We start from the raw sequence: 17240 nt of genomic DNA, 5'->3' as shown, positions 1-17240 counted from the left end.
TCATCGGACCCGGAGTGATCCGCCCCGGATGCGGGGGCGGGCGGTGGCGGGGGCCGGGGCCGGGTCCATCGGCGTGTACGGCGAGACGAAGAGCATCTCAGGGGTGGTGGAGGTGTCGTGGCCGGTGGCACGTGCGAGAGCGAACTGAAACCCTCTGACACCACCCGTGGTTTCCGTGTGTACCCGCTCCCGCAGATACGCGGTGATCACCCGGTAGGCAGGCGTACGGATCACCTCGGAGAAACCCTTGTCGAGCATCTGCAGCATCTCGCTGCTGATGTCGAACACCGCTTTCTCTGTTCGTCGGCTGGGGAACCAGAAAATCTGGTGGAGCCGCCGCCCGGCTATCAGATCGACCGCCCGCCAGGGAGAGGTCTCGCCCGCGGTGTTCAGTGTGCGGTAGAAGAAGTGGTAGTCGTGCACCGCCGGTTCCGGGGCGAAGAATCGCCAGTTCGGCAGCAGCGCGAAGGTGTCCTTGCGCTGGAGTCGGTTGAACATCGGGTTCGGGTGCTGCACGGCGAGCGTACCGATCAGCATGGCCGCGCCCGTTATCCGCGCGATCGCACCGGTGCCGGTGAAGGCGCTCTTCACAATCTGATTCACTGCGCTGCCTCTTCCACGACGCGCACCCGCGGTGCGTCGGCTGCCTGGGTCTCGTCGAGGAATGCGATGATCCGGCGGCCCACCTCGGTGGCGAACCGGCCGCCGGTCAGCAGCGAGTCATGGTCCGCGCCCTCCAGCACGAAGCTCTTCACGTGACGTCCCTCTCCCCGGTGTGTCTCGGCCAGTTCGTTGTGCATCAACAACTGCTCCGGGTCCCGGTCGACGGTCTGTTGTGCGGAGACCACCAGAGCATGGGCTTCGATGGTGGGCAGCTTCCCGTCGAAGGCCCGGAATTCCCGCTCGACGGCTTCCCATTCACGGCGGCCGGCCTCCCACAGACGTACGTCGGTGTACTGGGCGAACACACGGGTACGGCAGTTGGCGGGCAGTGCCTGCACCCAGGCCGGCCGTGCCAGGAGAATGCCGAGTCCGGCATTGAGGGACCGCACCATCGTGTTCATCACGAGGACAAGGCCCTCGGCAGATGTGCTCTGTTGGTTCGACCGGTTCAACTCGTCGGGGTGGGAGGAGTCGAGATAGACGACGCCCTGCAGCCGGTCTCCCAGGTCCGCGGCGGCCCGGCGGGCCAGTTCACCGCCGAGCGAGTGACCGACCAGCACGACCTTGCGATCTTCTGGGACAACACCGCGGGTCAGGTCCACCAGGTCATCGACCGATTCCGCCAGATCATAGGCAGAGGTGCTCCGGTACCTGCTGCCGGCGTATCCGGCACGGGCGTAGGTGACCACGCCGTACCCGCTCTCCAAGGCGATCTTCTCCGTGATCCAGGTGAAGTGCTCTGATGTGGAGACCATGCCGTTGACAAAGACGAGGACCGGGAGGGCGGGGTCGTCACCCTCGCTTCGCTCGTATTGGAGTTCGTTCTGATGACGTGTCGTCAGGTACGCGGAGTGTGAACAGCCTTCCAGCGTGCGCATGCGTCGCTGGACCGCGACCACACCGGCAATGGACACGGCTCCGGCCAGCAGCGCCGCACCGGCGTACAGGGCGCGGTCGTCACGGCCGGCCACCGACGGATGCGTCCTCGGGGTTGAGGTATAGGCGACCATCGGGTGCATGGAGATGAACGCGGTGACAAACCGGCCCAGTCCCATGACCAGGCCGTTCGCGACATGGAACGCGCCCGCGCCGGCGATCAGGGGCCGGGCGAGTTTTCCGCCGGCCAGGTAGGCCACCGGGAAGAGGCACTCAAGCGCGAGCACACCGTGTGTGAGGTACACCGCGGCCTTCGGGTATTTCTCCGCCAGCCTGAAGGCGGGCTCGTGGCCGTACGTCGCCGTTCGCATGATGCCGCTGAGCGCGGAGGCGTCCCTCCATGACCTGCTCAGCAGTTTCATCCAACCGGATATGACGTACGAGGTGTTGGCCTGCAGTGCCACGTACCAGAGCAAGGCGTCCTGGGTCTGCGGACGCGTGGACAGGCGTGCCATACCGGTGGCCGTCTGCACCAGCACCGACACCTGGTCGGAGCCGTCGCTGCCGTACCGGTGCCGCGCGTGGAGCGCGGCGGTGGTGACACCGAGGAAGATGTTGCCCGCCCCCCGCCAGCGCGCCCGACCTGGCAACAGCAGTCCCGCACTGACCGCGACCCGGGCCATGTGCACCGCCGCCGTGGCCTTCTCCCCGCTTATGACGTCGAGGAACTTGCGGGTCAAGGGGGGTCCATGCCTGTCACGGGCCATCGTGGGCCAGTGGTGGAGTCCGCCCGGCCTGGTCTGCTTCCGCTGGGTCAGATATTCCAGAGAGGAGGTCAGCGAGGTGACGGCGGACAGGCGCTCCGAGACTCCGATGGCCTGTGATCGGGTCACAGGGATCGGTCCGGTCAGTGTGGACACGATTCTGGTGAACACTTTCACGAGGGCCTCCTGACTTTTCACCGATGAACTGGTCTTCGTTCCATGACCGGGCTGCCCGCTCCGCCGGGCCGGAAGGCGGTCTCCGGCCCGGCAGAGTTCCGTGCGTCAGGCGGGGACACGGCGCCATGCCCCTTGGATCAGTCCCTGGCCGTCGTCGAGGCCGCCGACCACGGCACAGAACACCGCCACGCCGCTGAGAAACGCGGCCGGCGACGCGAGCACGGCCGGCGTGTGCCCCGGCTCGCGTCGGTGGAGATCTCGGTCTCCGTCAGGGTGATGGACTCGTCACTTGAGTGATGAGCTCGGCCACTTGGTCCACCTGCACGGAGTCGAGTGTGTTGGCCCCGCGGTTCATTCCCCGATGGCGAACGTAACGCACCAGTTCGCCGACGGAGTCGCCAGCACGGTGACACCTTGCTCTACCAGTACGGTGCCCTCGGCCCGCTCGATCGGGACCTCGTCGAGGCGCGCGTCTTCGTTGATGAAGGCGGTGATGTCGTTCACGATTTCCCCTTGGGGTAGTCGGAAGAATGGACTTTCCGGCTGAGCCATTCGTCAGCCGACGACATGGCCAGCGAAGCCAGGTTATACGTAACACCCAGCCGGGCAAGTCGTTTCTGGCCAGACTCATCACGGTCACACCGTGCGCGGGTGCACCCATTCGTCCTGTTGTGGTGTGTTGACGATCGAGGGGTGCTTCGGGGTCCTCCGCACTCGATGACGTGTCCAGGTCATCACACGAACCGTGCCGCAGCGTCGCCGATGCCTTGGTGACTGAAAGTTGCCCCAGGGCGGCAAAGCCGTGTTGTGGAGAGGTTCCGGCCGTGCTCCACGTCCGGTCCTGGCGGATGCGTGTGGGTTCACACCGTCGACACCGGCTTCGGCGGCCCAGGCGAAAGCGTCACAACACCAGGGTCTTCCAACGCGGCGAGGCACGGCCCGCCGCGGCAGCGGCTGATGTCACCGCGGGCACGCGAGCGGCGGCCTGATCCGCACGAGGGGCCCTAGCATGCCCGGATGCCCAACGAACCTGCCTCCACCGTACTGCTGGACCTCGCCCGACGGCTGGTGCACACGTCCTTCGGGCCGCGCGCGACCGAACCACGGCAACTGGCGGCCGGCGCCTGGTCTCAGGCGTTCGAGTTGACCATCGATGGTGCGGAGGCGGTCCTGCGCATCGGCGCGCATGGTACGGACTTCGCCAAAGACGAACTCGCCGCCGGTTACACCGGGCCCGGCCTGCTCGTACCGCCGGTGCTGGCCCGAGGCGTGGTCGACACCTGGCACTACGCGATCTCGAGACGCGCTTACGGGATCGGGCTCGACGACCTGCCCGCCACCGACGTGGCGCTGACGCTGCCGAGCCTGCTGACCACGCTCGACGCCATCGGCGGAATCGACCTGGCCGGCACCGCCGGATACGGCATCTGGAGCCCGGACGGGCACGCTCCGTACGACTCCTGGCCGGACGCGTTGCTGGCCATCGGCACCGAGACGGCCCGAGTGCCCGGCTGGAGAGCAGCGCTGGCCAACTCCGAGTTCGGGCTCGGGCCGGTGGAAGCCGGGCTGGCCGCGCTCGCCGCACTGACGCCGTATCTGCCCGACGAGCGCCACATGATCCACGGCGACCTGCTCAGTCACAACGTCCTCGCTGCCGACGGCACCGTCACCGCCGTGCTGGACTGGGGCAACGCCCTGTACGGCGACAACCTCTATGACGCGGCCTGGCTCATCTACTGGTGGCCGTGGTACCCGCAGTGGCGCGACGTCGATATCCGCGCTGCGTTGCCGGCCCACTGGCGCGCCACCGGCCCGCTCCCGACCCACCTGCGCGAGCGCCTCCACGCCTACCTCATCCATATCGGCCTCGACGCCATCGCCTACTGCGCCTTCCAACGCCGCTGGGACGAAGTACGGTCCAACGCCGACATCGTGGCCGCGCTGGCCCGTAGCGCACCGGGCGAGTACGTCCTCAACCCACCCACGACTCGATCCTCGTAGGGAAGAACCACAAGAGAGCTGTGGAGGAACGACGGGAGCAACCACAGAAGCGTGGTCTGCGTGGAGCTCCGCACCATCGGGATGCGAAAGCCCCATAGTTCTCGGAGCGCCTGCCGAGTCGGGCCCGTCCCCCCTGCGGGCCCGACTCGGGAGGCGCCTTCCCCTCATTTCCCCATCCACCTGACCGTTTCACAGTTGGCTTGTACATACTGGCGAGCCAATTCAGGATCTCCCACCCTGGCGCGTTCAGCGGCGCGCGTGACGAATTCCTTGCCTCTCAGGTCCTCGGCCGGTGGGTACTTCGTCAGTTTCCCGGCCATGACCCTCAGAGCGCTTTCGCTCGCCACGCGGTCTCCGCGCGCTGTTGCGGCATCCCACGACAGGTACCAGGCACAGCTGTTCACGATGTCGAGCACGGTCTTGGTGACCCCGGCGGACAGACGCTCGTCCGCGAGCGGCTGGGTCGCCTCGATCAGGCGGTCAGTATCCGGTCGGTAGTCAGGTGGCCAGTGGTACTGGCCAAAGGACTGCCTCAGTTCCGTGGCGTAACCCGCCTGGTTCAGCGTGATCGGCGAGACCGGTGGGGAGGCTGGGCTCTGGCTGCACGCCGCGACGGTCATGAGACTGAGGCCCGCCGCGGCCACGATCCGCCGGTGTTTCACGGGGCCTCGCGGACATCCCAGTAGATGATGCCCTCCCACGTGTCCGTTTCGTTGTTCCCTCGGCTGTAAGCGGAGAGACAGAACACGGTTCCGGCCAGGAAGTCACGTCCGATACGTATGGCGCTGGTCGGGTCGGTGTTCGGTAGTCTTACCGCCGTTCCTGTTTGTCCTCCCGCACACCTGCGCCACCTGACGTCCAGCTCGGGTCCATTCGATTTCCGAACGTATATGTTCGTTCCGGAATCACTCACAGTCCGTTGTGTTGTGTAGTGAACCCAGGTGCTCTTGCGTACGCTGGCGGGTCCGATAACATCGTTCCTCGCGCTCGCGGGTATCGCGCCGACCAGCATTATGGTGACGCCGGCCACGGCAGCGAGAGGAATTATTCGTTTCACGTGTTTCTCCTCATTGCGGTGATCTTGCATGGACTGACACGAGGTCAAGCGATTCCCCCTCGGGCGACGCCTTTCCGCGATACGGGGGCTGCTTCCGTGCCGGCAGCGGACGCGGGCGGGCGCCGCTGCGGCCGACCCGGCGGCGGCCGGGACAGAGACGGCGATCAGGGCGACGGCCATCACGGTGACGGAACGGATGCGCGGCTCCAACATGGCGAATCTCCCTCTGGTGGTGCCGTCCGGGGAAGCCGGCCGGTCAGAGGTCCGGCGGCCGGGACCGGCCGCGGCCCGGAGTTGACCGGCGGGCGCGTTCCGTCACTCTGGACAACCTGGTTGGCCTGGCGCCCTGTTGGCACACGGAAGTGGGGGACGGGACGGGGCGACAGGAGAAGGGGGCGGTGGCGGAACGGTCACCACTGTCCCCCGCCGTCTGCCACCCCGTGCAGGGGTCGGACAAGACCCTTGACACACCAGCCGAGAAGCGTTAGCGCCACAGAGTGGCTGACGGAACTCTGTGCGGCACACCTGGCCTCATGCAGACTGACGCCCATGGACCGACGTACGGAACTGACCGCGTTTCTACGCTCTCGACGGGCCAGAATCAGCCCCGAACAGGTAGGACTGCGCTCATACGGCACGGGCCGGCGCCGCGTCCCCGGACTGAGACGCGAAGAGGTCGCCCACCTCGCGGGTGTCAGCGTGGACTACTACCTGCGGTTCGAGCAGGGGCGCAAAAACGGAGTCTCCGACGCCGTACTGGACTCGGTGGCCCGCACGTTGTGCCTGACAGACGTCGAACGCCGCTATCTTCACCTGCTGGCCCGGCCCGGCCGCCGTCACACGCCCGACACGTACTTCGCCGACCCGACCGGCTCCATGGAACTGCGGCCCGGCCTGCAACAGTTACTCGACTCCCTCACCGATACTCCCGCGTACGTCGTCGGCCGCCGGGGCGAAGTGCTCGCCTGCAACGCGATCGCGGAAGAGATCTTCTTCCGGCACTCACCGCCCCACCGGCGCAACATGCCCCGGCTGGTGTTCCAGCATCCGCACAGCCTCACGACCTACCGGGACTGGGCTGCCAAGGCATACGACATCGTCGCGTTCCTCCGCCTGGACGCGGCACGCCACCCTGACGACCCACTACTCGCCACACTGATCGCGGACCTTTCCAAGCATCCCGACTTCCGCAGACTCTGGCAGGAAGTTCACCCTGTCCGCGACAAGGACATCGGCACCTACCGACTGCACCACCCCGCCGCCGGAGAGTTCACCCTCGCCTTCCGGGCGCTGCGCCTGCCCGAGGCCCCTGACCAGACACTCATCGCCTACACCGTCGATCCAGCGTCACCGGCCGAGGCAGCCCTGGCCGCCATCGCACACGCCATGAGGCACCCGGCCACCCCGGAACGGTGAGCGCGACATAGGCCTGCGCCGCGTTCAGCGTCTTCCCGAGCGGCCCGAGCGGCCCGAGTGCCGCCGCCGGGCGCGCGGACAGGCGGAGAGGCGGAGAGGCGCGATGGAGAGGGTGATCAGAGACCCCCTCACATCAGGAGGGTGCGCCAGCGGTCGGCCGATTCCTTCAGATCCTCGATAACCCGCTCCAGGAACGTACCCGCCCTGAGAAGCCGCTGCCCCACCGGCGAGTCGGGTCCGAGCGTCTCGGCTGCCGCCATCGCGGCCTGCGCCGACTCGAGTGTCTGCTGCGCGCTGATCGCCATCGAGTGGTACCAGGCTTCGTCGTCGACGACGTAGATGTCGCGCCGCCGCTGCGGATCGCGCTCACGCCGGACATATCCGTACTGGACCAGGGAGTTCACGGCCACGGAGACGGAGGCCGGGCTGACCTTCAGCCTGCGGACGAGCTCGGCCGCCGTGCGCCTTCCGTCCTCGGACAGCAACAGGTCGACGTGCACACGTGCCATCATCCTCGGCATCCCCGACCTGACCGCCAGCTCGATGATCCTGTCCTCCGCCGTGCCGCCCGAAGGTCGGTCCGCGTGGGCGTGTGCCGTTGTGCCACGCCGCGCCCGCTGAGCCGTCGCCTTGTGCGCCAACTGGGGCCGGTAGCCGCCGGGGCCGCCGTTGCGTGTCACCTCCCGGCTGATCGTCGAGGTCGGACGTTCAAGCCGGCGGGCGATCTCGGCATAGGAGAGGCCGTCGGCGAGGCCGGCCGCGATGCGCTGGCGTTCCTGCTGGGTCAACCGTCCTCCTGGCATGCCGCCAGTATTGCCTTCATCTCCAGTCATTGCAACGCACCGTTGCATTCGACTGCAATCATTGCGTCAATTTACCGTCTCCCAGCTGGTGTTATGGATTCACATGATTGACGGCATCGCGGAGGCGACGTAGCGTTCGAGCATCAGTAAACACGTCATATCGCGAAACGGGGAATGGTCGTCATGAGCGAGTCCGTACACGCCGTCACGACTCTGCCGGCGGAGCGTGGGAGCGGCTGCCCCTTCGACCCGCCGGCCGAGCTGCTCGATGCCCTGCGGCACGGGCCCATCAGCGGCTACACCCACCCCGGCGGAAAGCAGGGCTGGGTGATCACCGGATACGAGATGGTGCGATCCGTCCTGGCCGACCCCCGGTTCAGCTCGCGCAAGGAACTCATGAACGTCGTCGACTTCGAGCTTCCTCCGGCGCCGCCCGGCGAGTTCCTCCTCATGGACGAGCCGGAGCACAGCCGCTACCGGAAGCCCCTGGTGGGCAAGTTCACCGTGCGGCGGATGCGGATGCTCACCGAGCGGATCGAGCAGATCACCGCGGACTGCCTGGACGCCATGGGAGAGGCCGGGCCGCCGACGGACCTGGTCACAGCGTTCGCCAAGCCCATCCCCACCATCGTGATCTGCGAGATCCTGGGCGTGCCGTACGAGGACCGGGCTTCCTTCCAGGAGCAGATCGACGCGTTCATGGGCGGGGAGGTCAGCGACGAGGAGCTGATCGCGGCCTACACCGCGACCCAGGAGTACCTCGCACAGCTGGTGGCCGCGAAGCGGGCCAAGCCCACCGACGACGTTCTCAGCGAACTCACCGACAGCGATCTGACGGACGAGGAGCTGAAAGGAATCAGCCTCATCCTTCTGGCGGCCGGATTCGACACCACCGCGAACATGCTGTCCCTCGGTACCTTCGCGCTGCTGCGGAACCCGGAGCAACTCGCGGCACTGCGTGGCGATCCCGCACTCACCGACGGGGCCGTGGAGGAACTGCTGCGGTATCTGAGCGTCGCCAAGACGTTCCACAGGACGGCGCTGGAAGACGTCGAGCTGGGCGGCCAGATCGTCAGGGCCGGCACGACGGTCGTCCTCTCGTACAATACCGCCAACCGCGACCCCAACCGCTTCACCGACCCCCACACGCTCGACCTCAGCAGGCAGGCCGCCGGGCACCTGGCCTTCAGCCACGGCATCCACCAGTGCCTGGGGCAGCAGCTGGCCCGCGTCGAGATGCGGGTCGCGTTCCGTGCGTTGGTCGACCGCTTCCCCACCCTGCGCCTGGCCGTGCCGGCCGCGGAGGTCGGTCTGCGCCCGGAGACCGCGGACATCTTCGGAGTGAAGCGCCTCCCGGTCACGTGGGACACGAAGTGAGCACGCCGTACCTGAGCGTCGACCGTGAGCGCTGCATCGGCGCCGGCATGTGCGCCATGACCGCCCCCGACGTCTTCGACCAGGATCCGGACGACGGCCTCGTGCTCCTGCTGCACGCCGAGCCGCATGCCGCCCACCGCGCGACCGCACAGATGGCCGCCGGCGTCTGCCCCTCCGCGGCGATCACCCTTCACGAGCCGGGCTCCGATCCGGTCCGCCCGGTGATCCGCTAGCTCACACGACGTTGTGACCCATCGGCGCCGCCGCTCAGCCGGGCGGCGGCCCTGACGGGATCACCGGTTCGGATGCGCTGCCCCCGAGGACGGAGACGCCCGTGGTCGATGACGGCGAGGCGCTGACACAGGGCCTCGGCCTCGTCGAGGTAGTGCGTGGTCAGCACGACGGTCTGGCCGCCCTCGTGGAGACTCCCGATGATCTGCCAGAGGTCCTCGCGTGCCTGGGGGTCGACGCCGGCGGTCGGCTCGTCCAGGAAGAGCACCTCGGGCAGGTGCATCAGGGCCCGGCCGATCATGACCCGGCGGGCCTGGCCGCCGGAGAGCTGATGAGTCTTCGCACTGGCCTTGTCGGCGAGAGCCAACTGCTCCAGGAGTTCCAGCGCCCGACGACGGGCAGCCGGTGCGGACATTCCGAAGTAGCGTCCACGGAAGGCGAGGTTGTCCAGCACGGTGAGCGCGCGGTCCAGGGTGTTGGCCTGGGAGACGACGCCGATGCGGGATTTCACGCCGACCGGGTCGGCGCTGACCTCGTGGCCCGCCACCCACGCGTTTCCGGCGGTGGGCGTGACCAGGGTGGTGAGCATGCCGATGGTGGTGGACTTGCCCGCACCGTTGGTGCCGAGCAGGCCGAAGAACTCGCCCTGGCTGACCGTGAGATCAAGGCATTCGAGGGCGACGAGGCCGTCCTGCCCGCGCCGATAGACCTTGCGCAGGCCCTCCGTGCGGATGGCTGTTGCGGTGTCGGCCGGGGTGACGGGCCGTGGGTGGGTGGCGGGGGCGGTTTTCATGGGGGAGCTCCTACGGAGTTACGGGGGCGGGGTTCCGTGACCGGGGAGCCCGGCGCCTCCGAGGCGGGTCAGCAGGACGGACATGTGGCCGACGTCCTCCTTGCTCCACAGAGGGGCGGCGAAGATCTCGGCGGCGATCTGCTCGGCGGTGGCGAGCATGTCCGTCAGGCGTTCGCGTCCGGTGTCGGTCAGTGCGGCATAGGCCACACGTCCGTCGCGAGCATCCGTCTCGCGCATGACCAGCCCGATCCGCTCCAGCGGAGCCAGTCCCCGGGTCACCCCGGAGGCGGTCAGCCCCAACTTCTCGGCCAGGTCCACCCGGCGCATCCGGCCGCCGGGCGCCTCCCCCAGACGCAGCAGCATCGTGAAGTCGGCCAGGCTCACGCCGTGCAGCCCCGACAGGCTCGCGTCGAACCGCTTCACCAGGGACACCTGGGCCCGCACGAGACGCAGCGACACATCCAGCACATCACTCATTGCCACCTCCTTGACTGCTCAAGCATATCACTATGCTTGAGCCGTCAAGGATTTATTTCGCCGGAGCTCGCCCCAACAGCCCCGACGAATGGGAGCCGCGTCAGAACCCGCGCGCCGGGCCATGACGGAAGTCGCTTCGACCGGTCACAAACCCGTGGCGTCCCTGACCCTTTTCAGCACGGACCCGAGCGCGTCCACCGCTCCGTCCTGCCGCCTCGCGCGCGCCGCCCGGTCCGCCGGCACCAGCCGCTCGGCGGCCTGCACGGCATAGGCGTCCGGGTCACCGAAAGCAGCCCGCGGGTGCTCCCCCGTCTCCGCGCAGTGCGCGGTGACATCCTTGACCGCCTGAAGTACTACTGCCCGGTCCACGCCCGGCTGCATGGCCAGTCGCACCTGGAAACGCGCCATCCACTTTTCGCGGTCCTCTTCCCTCGCCGCGTCCATTGTCCCGTCCTTCTTCGCCACGTGCCCTCCCGGGTGATCGGCAGCAGTCTGTCACGGAGTTGGACGGCGGGGCATCGACGTCGGTTGCACAAGCGAGGAAACTGATGAGCCTCAAGTGACTGCCGGGAGCCGCACTGGATCTACCCGGTCCACTGTCGCAGAACTTCACAGATCACGGGTTCTGGCACAGCTTCCGGCCCCGCGCACGCGCACCCATCGGCGGAACACACGGAGGACCTGGCAGTGAGGTTCGTACAGGCCGCTTGGCCGGAGCTGTACGAGAAGAGGGACGAATCGAGATCACCAACGAAGGCGTCCTCCCGGTGCGACCCGAGGCGCACACCGGACGCAGCGCATTTTGAACACCAGGGCGGGCACGTTGAGGGTCTGCAGCAGCAGGACGATGTTGGCGGGCACGCGTTCGTCCCCAGGGCCTGGTCGGCGGCGCGTTTTACTGCTGATCCAGGAGGGGGAGCGCTGCGAGACGTTCTTCGTCGTCCTGAGCGGTACCGTCGCCGTCGTCGAGGACTACGGCACTCCCGAGGAGCGCGTGCTGCGCGTGCACGGCCCCGGTCGCTTCATCGGCGAACTCGGGCTGCTGCACGGACAGGTGGCCTTCTACACCGCTGTCGCCAGGGAGCCGGGCGAGGTCCTCGCCGTCTCCTTGGACCAATTGCGCCGCCTGGTGTCCCAGGACTCCACCGTCGGGGACGTCGTGCTGCGCGCCTGTCTGGGCCGTCGCGCGCTGCTCGTCGGACAGGGCGCCGGCTTCCGCATCATCGGCTCGCGCTACTCGCCCGACACCCGGCGGCTGCGCGAGTTCGCCATCCGCAACCGGCTGCCGCACCGCTGGATCGACCTGGAGACCGACGAGGAGGCCGAGGAACTGCTGCGTCGCTTCGGCGTCGGCCCGGAGGAGACACCGCTCGTCATCTGGCGGGACACCACCCTGTTGCGCAACCCCAGCAACGCGGAACTGGCCCGGCTCATCGGCCTGCCGTCACTGCCCGCCGGAAACCGTCACGGCGACGTCCTCATCGTCGGCTCCGGACCCGCCGGCCTCGCTGCCGCGGTGTACGCCGCCTCCGAGGGCCTGAGCACCACGGTGGTGGAGGCGATGGCCACCGGCGGCCAGACCGCCACGTCGTCCCGCATCGAGAATCCGCTCGGCTTCCCAGCCGGCATCTCCGGCGCCGAACTCACCGAACGCGCCGTGCTCCAGGCCGACAAGTTCGGCGCCAGGATCAGCATTCCGATGGAGGCGACCGGTCTCCATCCCAAGGACGAGGACCACTACGTGGTGGCGTTCGCCGACGGCAGCGAGATCGCCGCCCGCGCCGTCGTCCTGGCCACGGGTGCCCGCTACCGCCGACTCCAGGTGCCCGGTATCGAACGCCTGGAGGGAACGAGCGTGCACTACTCGGCGACCGTCTACGAGGCCCAGCAGTGCCGCACGGACCCGGTGGCCGTCGTCGGCGGAGGCAACTCGGCGGGCCAGGCGGTGCTGTTCCTCGCCGGGTACGCGCCAAAGGTGCACCTGCTGGTCCGAGGGCCCAGCCTTGAGGCCAGCATGTCCCGCTACCTGGTCGACCAGGTCGAGCGCCATCCGCAGGTGGAGGTCATGCTGCACACCGAGGTCACCGAGGTCACCGAGGTCATCGGCCAGGAGGTGCTGGAGGAGGTCGGCGTGGTCGACAACCGCACGGGCGAGCACCGCCCGCTCGCCGTACGGGGCCTGTTCGTCTTCACCGGCGCCGACCCCCACACCGAGTGGCTCGCCGGCATCATCGCCCTCGACTCCCGCGGTTTCGTCCTCACCGGCCCGGAGGCCCAGGAAACCTGCGCCTACCCCGAGGTGTGGCACGAGCACGGGCGCTCGTGCATGACTCTGGAGACCAGCCTGCCCGGGGTCTTCGCGGCAGGGGACGTCCGTAGCGGCTCGGTAAAGCGGGTGGCCTCGGCGGCCGGTGAGGGCGCGATGGCCATCCACTTGGTGCACCGGCACCTGGAGCACGCGGCCGCCCCCGGCACCACGGGCACGTCCGCTGCCGGGGGCGGCTCGGACGTCTCCCCACGCATACGTCACAAGGAGTCCGCGTGGCTCGCATGACGAATGGCGGGCGATGAGATCACGAGAAGGACGAAGGAGGCGATGGCGATGCCATGCCCGTCCGGCAGGACTGCGGATGTCAGGGTCAGCGCGGTCTCCCGTGGATGCGGTTCCCGGGTCCTCTCCAGCAGGGCAGACAGGTCGACCTTCTCTCCGTGGTGTTCGAGCATGCCGTCGGTCAGCATGCGCAGATGTTCCCCGGGGCGCGGATCGGGGTTCTGGACGTGGTTGGGCTGGGGTACGCGCACGGACAGCCCGAAGGGACGGTCCACCTCGCAGATGATCGTCTCCGCCACTCCTTCGCGCATGCGCATTGGTCAGGCGTGACCGACGTCGGCGAGCTGGGCCCGCCCGGTGTGGAGATCGATGCGCAGCGGCTGCCCGGTGGCATGGCCGCGGTTGTGGTCGGCCAGCTCGAAGCCCTTCACCGCGCGAAGGGCCACAAGGTCTTCAAGGAGCAGATCAGCACCCGCGTCAAGATCCGGCCCGAGCTGGAGAAGGCCCTCGCGCCGGCCCAGCAATGCGAGGAGGCCGCCCCGGAGAGGCCCGTCACCCTCACGGTGCACGAGCTCAAGCGTCTTGCGAGGAGCGCGGCCGAGCTGGTCAGCCCGCCTGGCCCTTCCCACCGACGTCGGCACGGCCCCGCCTACCAGCGTGGGTGAGCATCGCGTAGCCGGGCTGCCAGACGCCGAGGATCGGCGGTCGCCTCGCAGCACAGTCAGCCGCGTGCAGGGTCTCGGAATTCGTGCCGAATCGAACAATCAGACGGGAGTTCGTCTCACTGGCTTGTCCCTTGGGTCAGAGAAAGGCCACCGTCAACGAGAAAGGGGCATCAGAAATGCGTACCTACAGCGGTACGGCCTCGTCAGCGCCTCCTCCTCCGATGGCATGGGATGCACACACGGTCGCCCGACGTTCAGCGCCGGACACGGCTCCGGTCCCCCGCCGGCGCCGTCGTGCCGGCGGGCTTCGGCCGGTCCGGTGTCAGCCGTCGGATGATCATGGGCGTCACCAGCATCACGACCAGGAGCCGCAGGCTCTGCACGGTCGAGACCAGGGAGACATCCCCGTGGGAGGAGACCGCCGCGGCGAGGACCGCGTTGATCCCTCCGGGGGGGTGGTGGCCAGATAGGCGTCCATCAGCGGGGTGCCCGTCGCCCTGGCGAAGATCCACGCCATCCCGGCGCAGCCGAGGCACACGGCCGTCATCGCGGCGAGGATCGACGGCAGCAGTCCCCGTACGCGTCGGAGCGTGTCGCGGGTGAAGCGCACCCCGACGTCCATGCCCACGAGGACGAAGACGACATCCTGAAGAATTCCGGCGGGCGCGAATGCCGGGATGACGCCGCTCATGGTGGCGACGAGTGCGATGAGCATGGGCCCGATCAACGCGGGCGTGGGAAGGCGCAGCCGACGCCCGGCCAGGACGCCGGCCACCGAAACGGCGGCGAGCGTCAGCAGACCGGTCGGCTGGTCCGGCCCCGCGACCAGATGGAACAGGCCGGGGCCCGGCCAGGACCCCGGTCCGTCGCCGGCCGGCCCCGATGACGAGCCGCCGGCCATCCAGTGGGCGAGCAGCGGCGCGGTCGTCGCGACGAGCCCCACGCGCAGATACTGGTTGAAGGCGACGAGCCGTACATCGGCCTTGAGTTCATCGGCGCAGGTCACGATCCCGGATGAACCGCCCGGCATCATGCCGAGGACCGCGCTCGGCCGGCTGATCCGTCCCTTGCGTGCGAGGAACGACGCGATGGCCACACTCTGTCCGATCGTGGCCGCCGTGACCGCGGTGAGAGGCAGCGCGGACGGTGCCGCCGCCATCAGGGCGGAGGACGTCAGATGGCTGCCCATGAGCGCGCCGACCAGTGCCTGGGACGTCCGGTTCGCGGGTCCGGGAAGGCGGTCGCGGACCCGGCCCGACAGCGCGAGGACGGCGCCCACCAGCAAGGAGGCCAGGAGATACGGCGAGGGAACACCCAGGACAGAGCCCACGGCGCCCGCCGCGTACCCGCCCGCGATGATCAGTGCCCAGCGCAGCCCTGGCACGGAACGCGGTCGTACGCCGGCCGGTTTCGGCGCGGGGGCCCGAGGGAGTTCCCGCGTATCTCCGTTTTCCCGCTCGTGCACGGACGTGGGAGTCACAGTGCCGCCTTTCGCCGTGGGGTGACAGGGCTCGCGGGTGGCCCCGCGGGCGTCGCGGGTTTCCACGGTGCGGGGTCCGGCCTGTGCGGCCGCTGAGAGCGGCTGAGCGAATACTGAGGCGCCCCTGAGAGCACACTGAGAGTGCGCGGGCCGACCAGCAGAAAGGGCCCTTGGCCTCGGTTTTCCCTACACTCGGGAAGGGGTGATCGGCCTTCCTGCTGGTGCCCGCCGATCGACGCACGAGGAGATCCGGGTGCGGGTACTGGTGGTCGAGGACGAACCGCACATCGCCGCCGCGGTCGAGCGCGGGCTGCGCGCCGAGGGTTTCGGTGTGGACGTTGCCGAGGACGGCGAAAAGGGACTGCTCCTCGCACGGCGCCCAACAGCGGCACAACCATGCCCCCTCACCAGGCTGGTGAGGGGGCACGGCGAAGGCCACGCGGCGGGCCGCGACAGGATCGATCAGGCCAGATCAGCGCACCCGGCCACGTGGTTTCAGGGCTACCGGCGGGAGTTCCGGAGCGGGCAGCCGGGCGCCGTCGTAGCCCGTTACCTCGCCGAAGCGGGTGCTCTCCATCCAGGCTCGCCGTGCCTCCTCGATCTCCTCGTGCGAACGCCCGATGAAGTTCCACCACATGACGATCTCCTCCTCGAAGGGCTCGCCGCCGAGGAGCATCAGACCTGCGTCGGACTCGGCGCGCAGGGGGAGTTCCGTGCGGCCGCAGCCGAGGTAGAGCATGGAGCCGGGCAGTACGGGTACGCCGTCGACCTCCGCCTCGCCGGACATGGCCAGTACGGCGTATTCGAAGTCGGGGTCGAGCGGCAGCCGGGTCTCCGCGCCGTGGGCGAGGGACAGGTCGGCGCCGACGAGGGGGCTGTAGGTGGTGCCGGGCGAGACGGCGCCGTCCAGGGCGCCGAGGATGACGGTGGCGCTCAGGCCGGGGGCGGTGACGACCGGCAGGTCGGTGTGGTGCTGGAAGTGGGGACTGACCTCCCGGTGGGCGTCCGGGAGCGCCACCCAGAGCTGGGCGCCGTGCAGGAAGCGCGCGTGCGAGCGCGGGCTCTCCTCGGAGTGGGAGATCGCCCGGCCGGAGGTCATCAGGCCCAGTTCCCGTGGGCGTACCGTCTCAAGGCTGCCCAGGCTGTCGCGGTGCAGCACCTCGCCGTCGTGCAGCCAGCTGACGGTCTGGAGGCCCATGTGCGGGTGGGGCGGCACCTGCATGCCAGGCTCGTCGGCGATGTCGTCGGGCCCGTAATGATCGACGAAGGCCCAGGCGCCCACCATACGGCGGCCCAGATTGGGCAGCAGCCTGCGGACCTCGGTGGACTCCCCCAGCTGGACCCGGCGCGGGCTCAGCAACTCACGAACCGGTTCGGCGACGACGAAGCCGCGACCGCCGCAGACGGCGACGGATGCCTGACGATCAAGATTGCTCATGGCGGACAACCTATTCCCGTGGTGCCCGGTCGGGCAGTACCCACACGAAATCGATAGTGGAATGTTCAACCATATTACGGTGTTCACGGTGTACGAAGACGATGAAGGAGGGCACGTGGAGACCACGTACTACGAGTACGGAACGGCCGCCGAGCGCTGGGACCGCGCGCAGCTGTTCTTCGACGCCAAGGAGTACGGCACGGCCGCCCGTATCCTCACCGGGCTGGTGGACGAGGTCCCGGAGCAGGTCGCCCCGCGGCTGCTGCTGGCCCGCGCCTACTACCACTCGGCGCGGCTGGCGAAGGCCGAGGCCGAGCTGCGCGCCGTCCTGGAGCGCGACCCGGTGGAGCACTACGCCCGGCTGATGCTGGGCCGCACGCTGGAGCGGCAGGGCAGGGCCGAGGAGGCCGCGCCGCAGCTGCGCATGGCCGCCGCGCTGACCGGCGAGTTCACGTCGTGAGCTCCGTACGC

At 68.6% G+C, this 17240-nt stretch carries 19 protein-coding genes and 1 pseudogene; 8 read left to right on the top strand and 12 right to left on the bottom strand.

Going from position 1 to position 17240, the window contains the following annotated elements; genetic code table 11:
* Together CU044_RS27380 and CU044_RS27375 are read right to left on the bottom strand one after the other, a co-directional pair.
* Nucleotides 1-603, bottom strand: coding sequence for a hypothetical protein (locus tag CU044_RS27380; protein WP_129771426.1), 603 nt, complete (start codon nucleotides 601-603; stop codon nucleotides 1-3).
* Entirely contained in the window at nucleotides 600-2432 is a 1833-nt protein-coding gene (locus CU044_RS27375) for an alpha/beta fold hydrolase (protein WP_129771425.1), read from the bottom strand. The genes CU044_RS27380 and CU044_RS27375 overlap by 4 nt, the downstream gene beginning before the upstream one ends.
* Before the next feature lie 180 nt (nucleotides 2433-2612).
* Here CU044_RS27375 and CU044_RS38770 point away from each other — a divergent pair, with 180 nt between their 5' ends.
* The gene (locus CU044_RS38770; protein WP_165371982.1) at nucleotides 2613-2777 is read left to right on the top strand and encodes a hypothetical protein; all 165 of its coding nucleotides are present in this window, start codon (nucleotides 2613-2615) and stop codon (nucleotides 2775-2777) included.
* Between the two features lie 54 nt (nucleotides 2778-2831).
* On the opposite strand, the gene CU044_RS38765 is transcribed toward CU044_RS38770, so the two are convergent.
* Nucleotides 2832-2984 carry a hypothetical protein gene (locus CU044_RS38765; protein WP_165371981.1) on the bottom strand — a complete coding sequence of 51 codons (153 nt, stop codon included), beginning with the start codon at nucleotides 2982-2984 and terminating at the stop codon, nucleotides 2832-2834.
* Nucleotides 2985-3497: 513 nt separating this feature from the next.
* On the opposite strand from CU044_RS38765, the gene CU044_RS27370 reads away from it, so the two are divergent.
* On the top strand, nucleotides 3498-4481 hold the full coding sequence (locus CU044_RS27370; protein ID WP_129771424.1) for a phosphotransferase: 984 nt from the start codon (nucleotides 3498-3500) through the stop codon (nucleotides 4479-4481).
* A gap of 164 nt (nucleotides 4482-4645) precedes the next feature.
* Here the strand turns inward: CU044_RS27370 and CU044_RS27365 are convergent, their stop codons facing one another.
* Entirely contained in the window at nucleotides 4646-5101 is a 456-nt protein-coding gene (locus CU044_RS27365) for a hypothetical protein (RefSeq protein ID WP_129771423.1), read from the bottom strand.
* A 986-nt stretch (nucleotides 5102-6087) separates the two neighbouring features.
* Between CU044_RS27365 and CU044_RS27360 the strand changes: the two genes are divergently transcribed.
* Nucleotides 6088-6954 carry a helix-turn-helix transcriptional regulator gene (locus tag CU044_RS27360; protein WP_129771422.1) on the top strand — a complete coding sequence of 289 codons (867 nt, stop codon included), beginning with the start codon at nucleotides 6088-6090 and terminating at the stop codon, nucleotides 6952-6954.
* A 128-nt stretch (nucleotides 6955-7082) separates the two neighbouring features.
* Here the strand turns inward: CU044_RS27360 and CU044_RS39770 are convergent, their stop codons facing one another.
* Both CU044_RS39770 and CU044_RS39765 read right to left on the bottom strand, forming a co-directional pair.
* Complete coding sequence (locus CU044_RS39770; RefSeq protein ID WP_345790157.1) at nucleotides 7083-7595, bottom strand: MarR family transcriptional regulator; 513 nt, start codon at nucleotides 7593-7595, stop codon at nucleotides 7083-7085.
* Nucleotides 7572-7757, bottom strand: a pseudogene (locus CU044_RS39765) (helix-turn-helix domain-containing protein); the annotation flags it as partial. The gene CU044_RS39770 and the pseudogene CU044_RS39765, both read right to left, overlap by 24 nt.
* A 183-nt stretch (nucleotides 7758-7940) precedes the next feature.
* On the opposite strand from CU044_RS39765, the gene CU044_RS27350 reads away from it, so the two are divergent.
* On the top strand, nucleotides 7941-9134 hold the full coding sequence (locus CU044_RS27350) for a cytochrome P450 (protein WP_129771420.1): 1194 nt from the start codon (nucleotides 7941-7943) through the stop codon (nucleotides 9132-9134).
* Nucleotides 9131-9367, top strand: a complete 237-nt coding sequence (locus CU044_RS27345; RefSeq protein ID WP_129771419.1) for a ferredoxin — start codon at nucleotides 9131-9133, stop codon at nucleotides 9365-9367. Before CU044_RS27350 ends, CU044_RS27345 begins: the two co-directional genes overlap by 4 nt.
* On the opposite strand, the gene CU044_RS27340 is transcribed toward CU044_RS27345, so the two are convergent.
* From CU044_RS27340 to CU044_RS27330, 3 genes are all read right to left on the bottom strand, one after another.
* Nucleotides 9364-10158, bottom strand: a complete 795-nt coding sequence (locus CU044_RS27340) for an ABC transporter ATP-binding protein (protein WP_129771418.1) — start codon at nucleotides 10156-10158, stop codon at nucleotides 9364-9366. The two genes, CU044_RS27345 and CU044_RS27340, sit on opposite strands and share 4 nt — an antisense overlap.
* 18 nt (nucleotides 10159-10176) lie before the next feature.
* Nucleotides 10177-10635: a MarR family transcriptional regulator gene (locus tag CU044_RS27335; RefSeq protein ID WP_129771417.1), complete on the bottom strand. Its 459-nt coding sequence runs from the start codon at nucleotides 10633-10635 to the stop codon at nucleotides 10177-10179.
* 144 nt (nucleotides 10636-10779) lie between these two features.
* Complete coding sequence (locus CU044_RS27330) at nucleotides 10780-11100, bottom strand: hypothetical protein (RefSeq protein WP_129771416.1); 321 nt, start codon at nucleotides 11098-11100, stop codon at nucleotides 10780-10782.
* Nucleotides 11101-11482: 382 nt separating this feature from the next.
* Here CU044_RS27330 and CU044_RS27325 point away from each other — a divergent pair, with 382 nt between their 5' ends.
* A complete protein-coding gene (locus CU044_RS27325; RefSeq protein ID WP_240045871.1) occupies nucleotides 11483-13189 on the top strand; it encodes an FAD-dependent oxidoreductase in 1707 nt (568 codons plus the stop codon).
* Here CU044_RS27325 and CU044_RS39235 read toward each other — a convergent pair.
* Complete coding sequence (locus tag CU044_RS39235; protein WP_205124112.1) at nucleotides 13162-13503, bottom strand: hypothetical protein; 342 nt, start codon at nucleotides 13501-13503, stop codon at nucleotides 13162-13164. The genes CU044_RS27325 and CU044_RS39235 overlap by 28 nt on opposite strands.
* Before the next feature lie 9 nt (nucleotides 13504-13512).
* Here CU044_RS39235 and CU044_RS27315 point away from each other — a divergent pair, with 9 nt between their 5' ends.
* A complete protein-coding gene (locus CU044_RS27315) occupies nucleotides 13513-13851 on the top strand; it encodes a recombinase family protein (protein WP_205124111.1) in 339 nt (112 codons plus the stop codon).
* Between the two features lie 355 nt (nucleotides 13852-14206).
* Here the strand turns inward: CU044_RS27315 and CU044_RS27310 are convergent, their stop codons facing one another.
* Together CU044_RS27310 and CU044_RS27300 are read right to left on the bottom strand one after the other, a co-directional pair.
* Nucleotides 14207-15235: an AbrB family transcriptional regulator gene (locus tag CU044_RS27310; RefSeq protein WP_275670228.1), complete on the bottom strand. Its 1029-nt coding sequence runs from the start codon at nucleotides 15233-15235 to the stop codon at nucleotides 14207-14209.
* 568 nt (nucleotides 15236-15803) lie between these two features.
* Nucleotides 15804-16769: a pirin family protein gene (locus CU044_RS27300; RefSeq protein ID WP_129771414.1), complete on the bottom strand. Its 966-nt coding sequence runs from the start codon at nucleotides 16767-16769 to the stop codon at nucleotides 15804-15806.
* Between the two features lie 115 nt (nucleotides 16770-16884).
* On the opposite strand from CU044_RS27300, the gene CU044_RS27295 reads away from it, so the two are divergent.
* Complete coding sequence (locus CU044_RS27295) at nucleotides 16885-17229, top strand: tetratricopeptide repeat protein (RefSeq protein ID WP_129771413.1); 345 nt, start codon at nucleotides 16885-16887, stop codon at nucleotides 17227-17229.
* Nucleotides 17230-17240: the final 11 nt, after the last annotated feature.

The organism is Streptomyces sp. L-9-10 (genome assembly GCF_004151105.1).
In the GTDB taxonomy this organism is placed as follows: Bacteria; Actinomycetota; Actinomycetes; order Streptomycetales; family Streptomycetaceae; genus Streptomyces.
The sequence above is the reverse complement of the archived record's forward strand: the minus strand, read 5'-3'. Positions and strand labels throughout refer to the sequence as shown.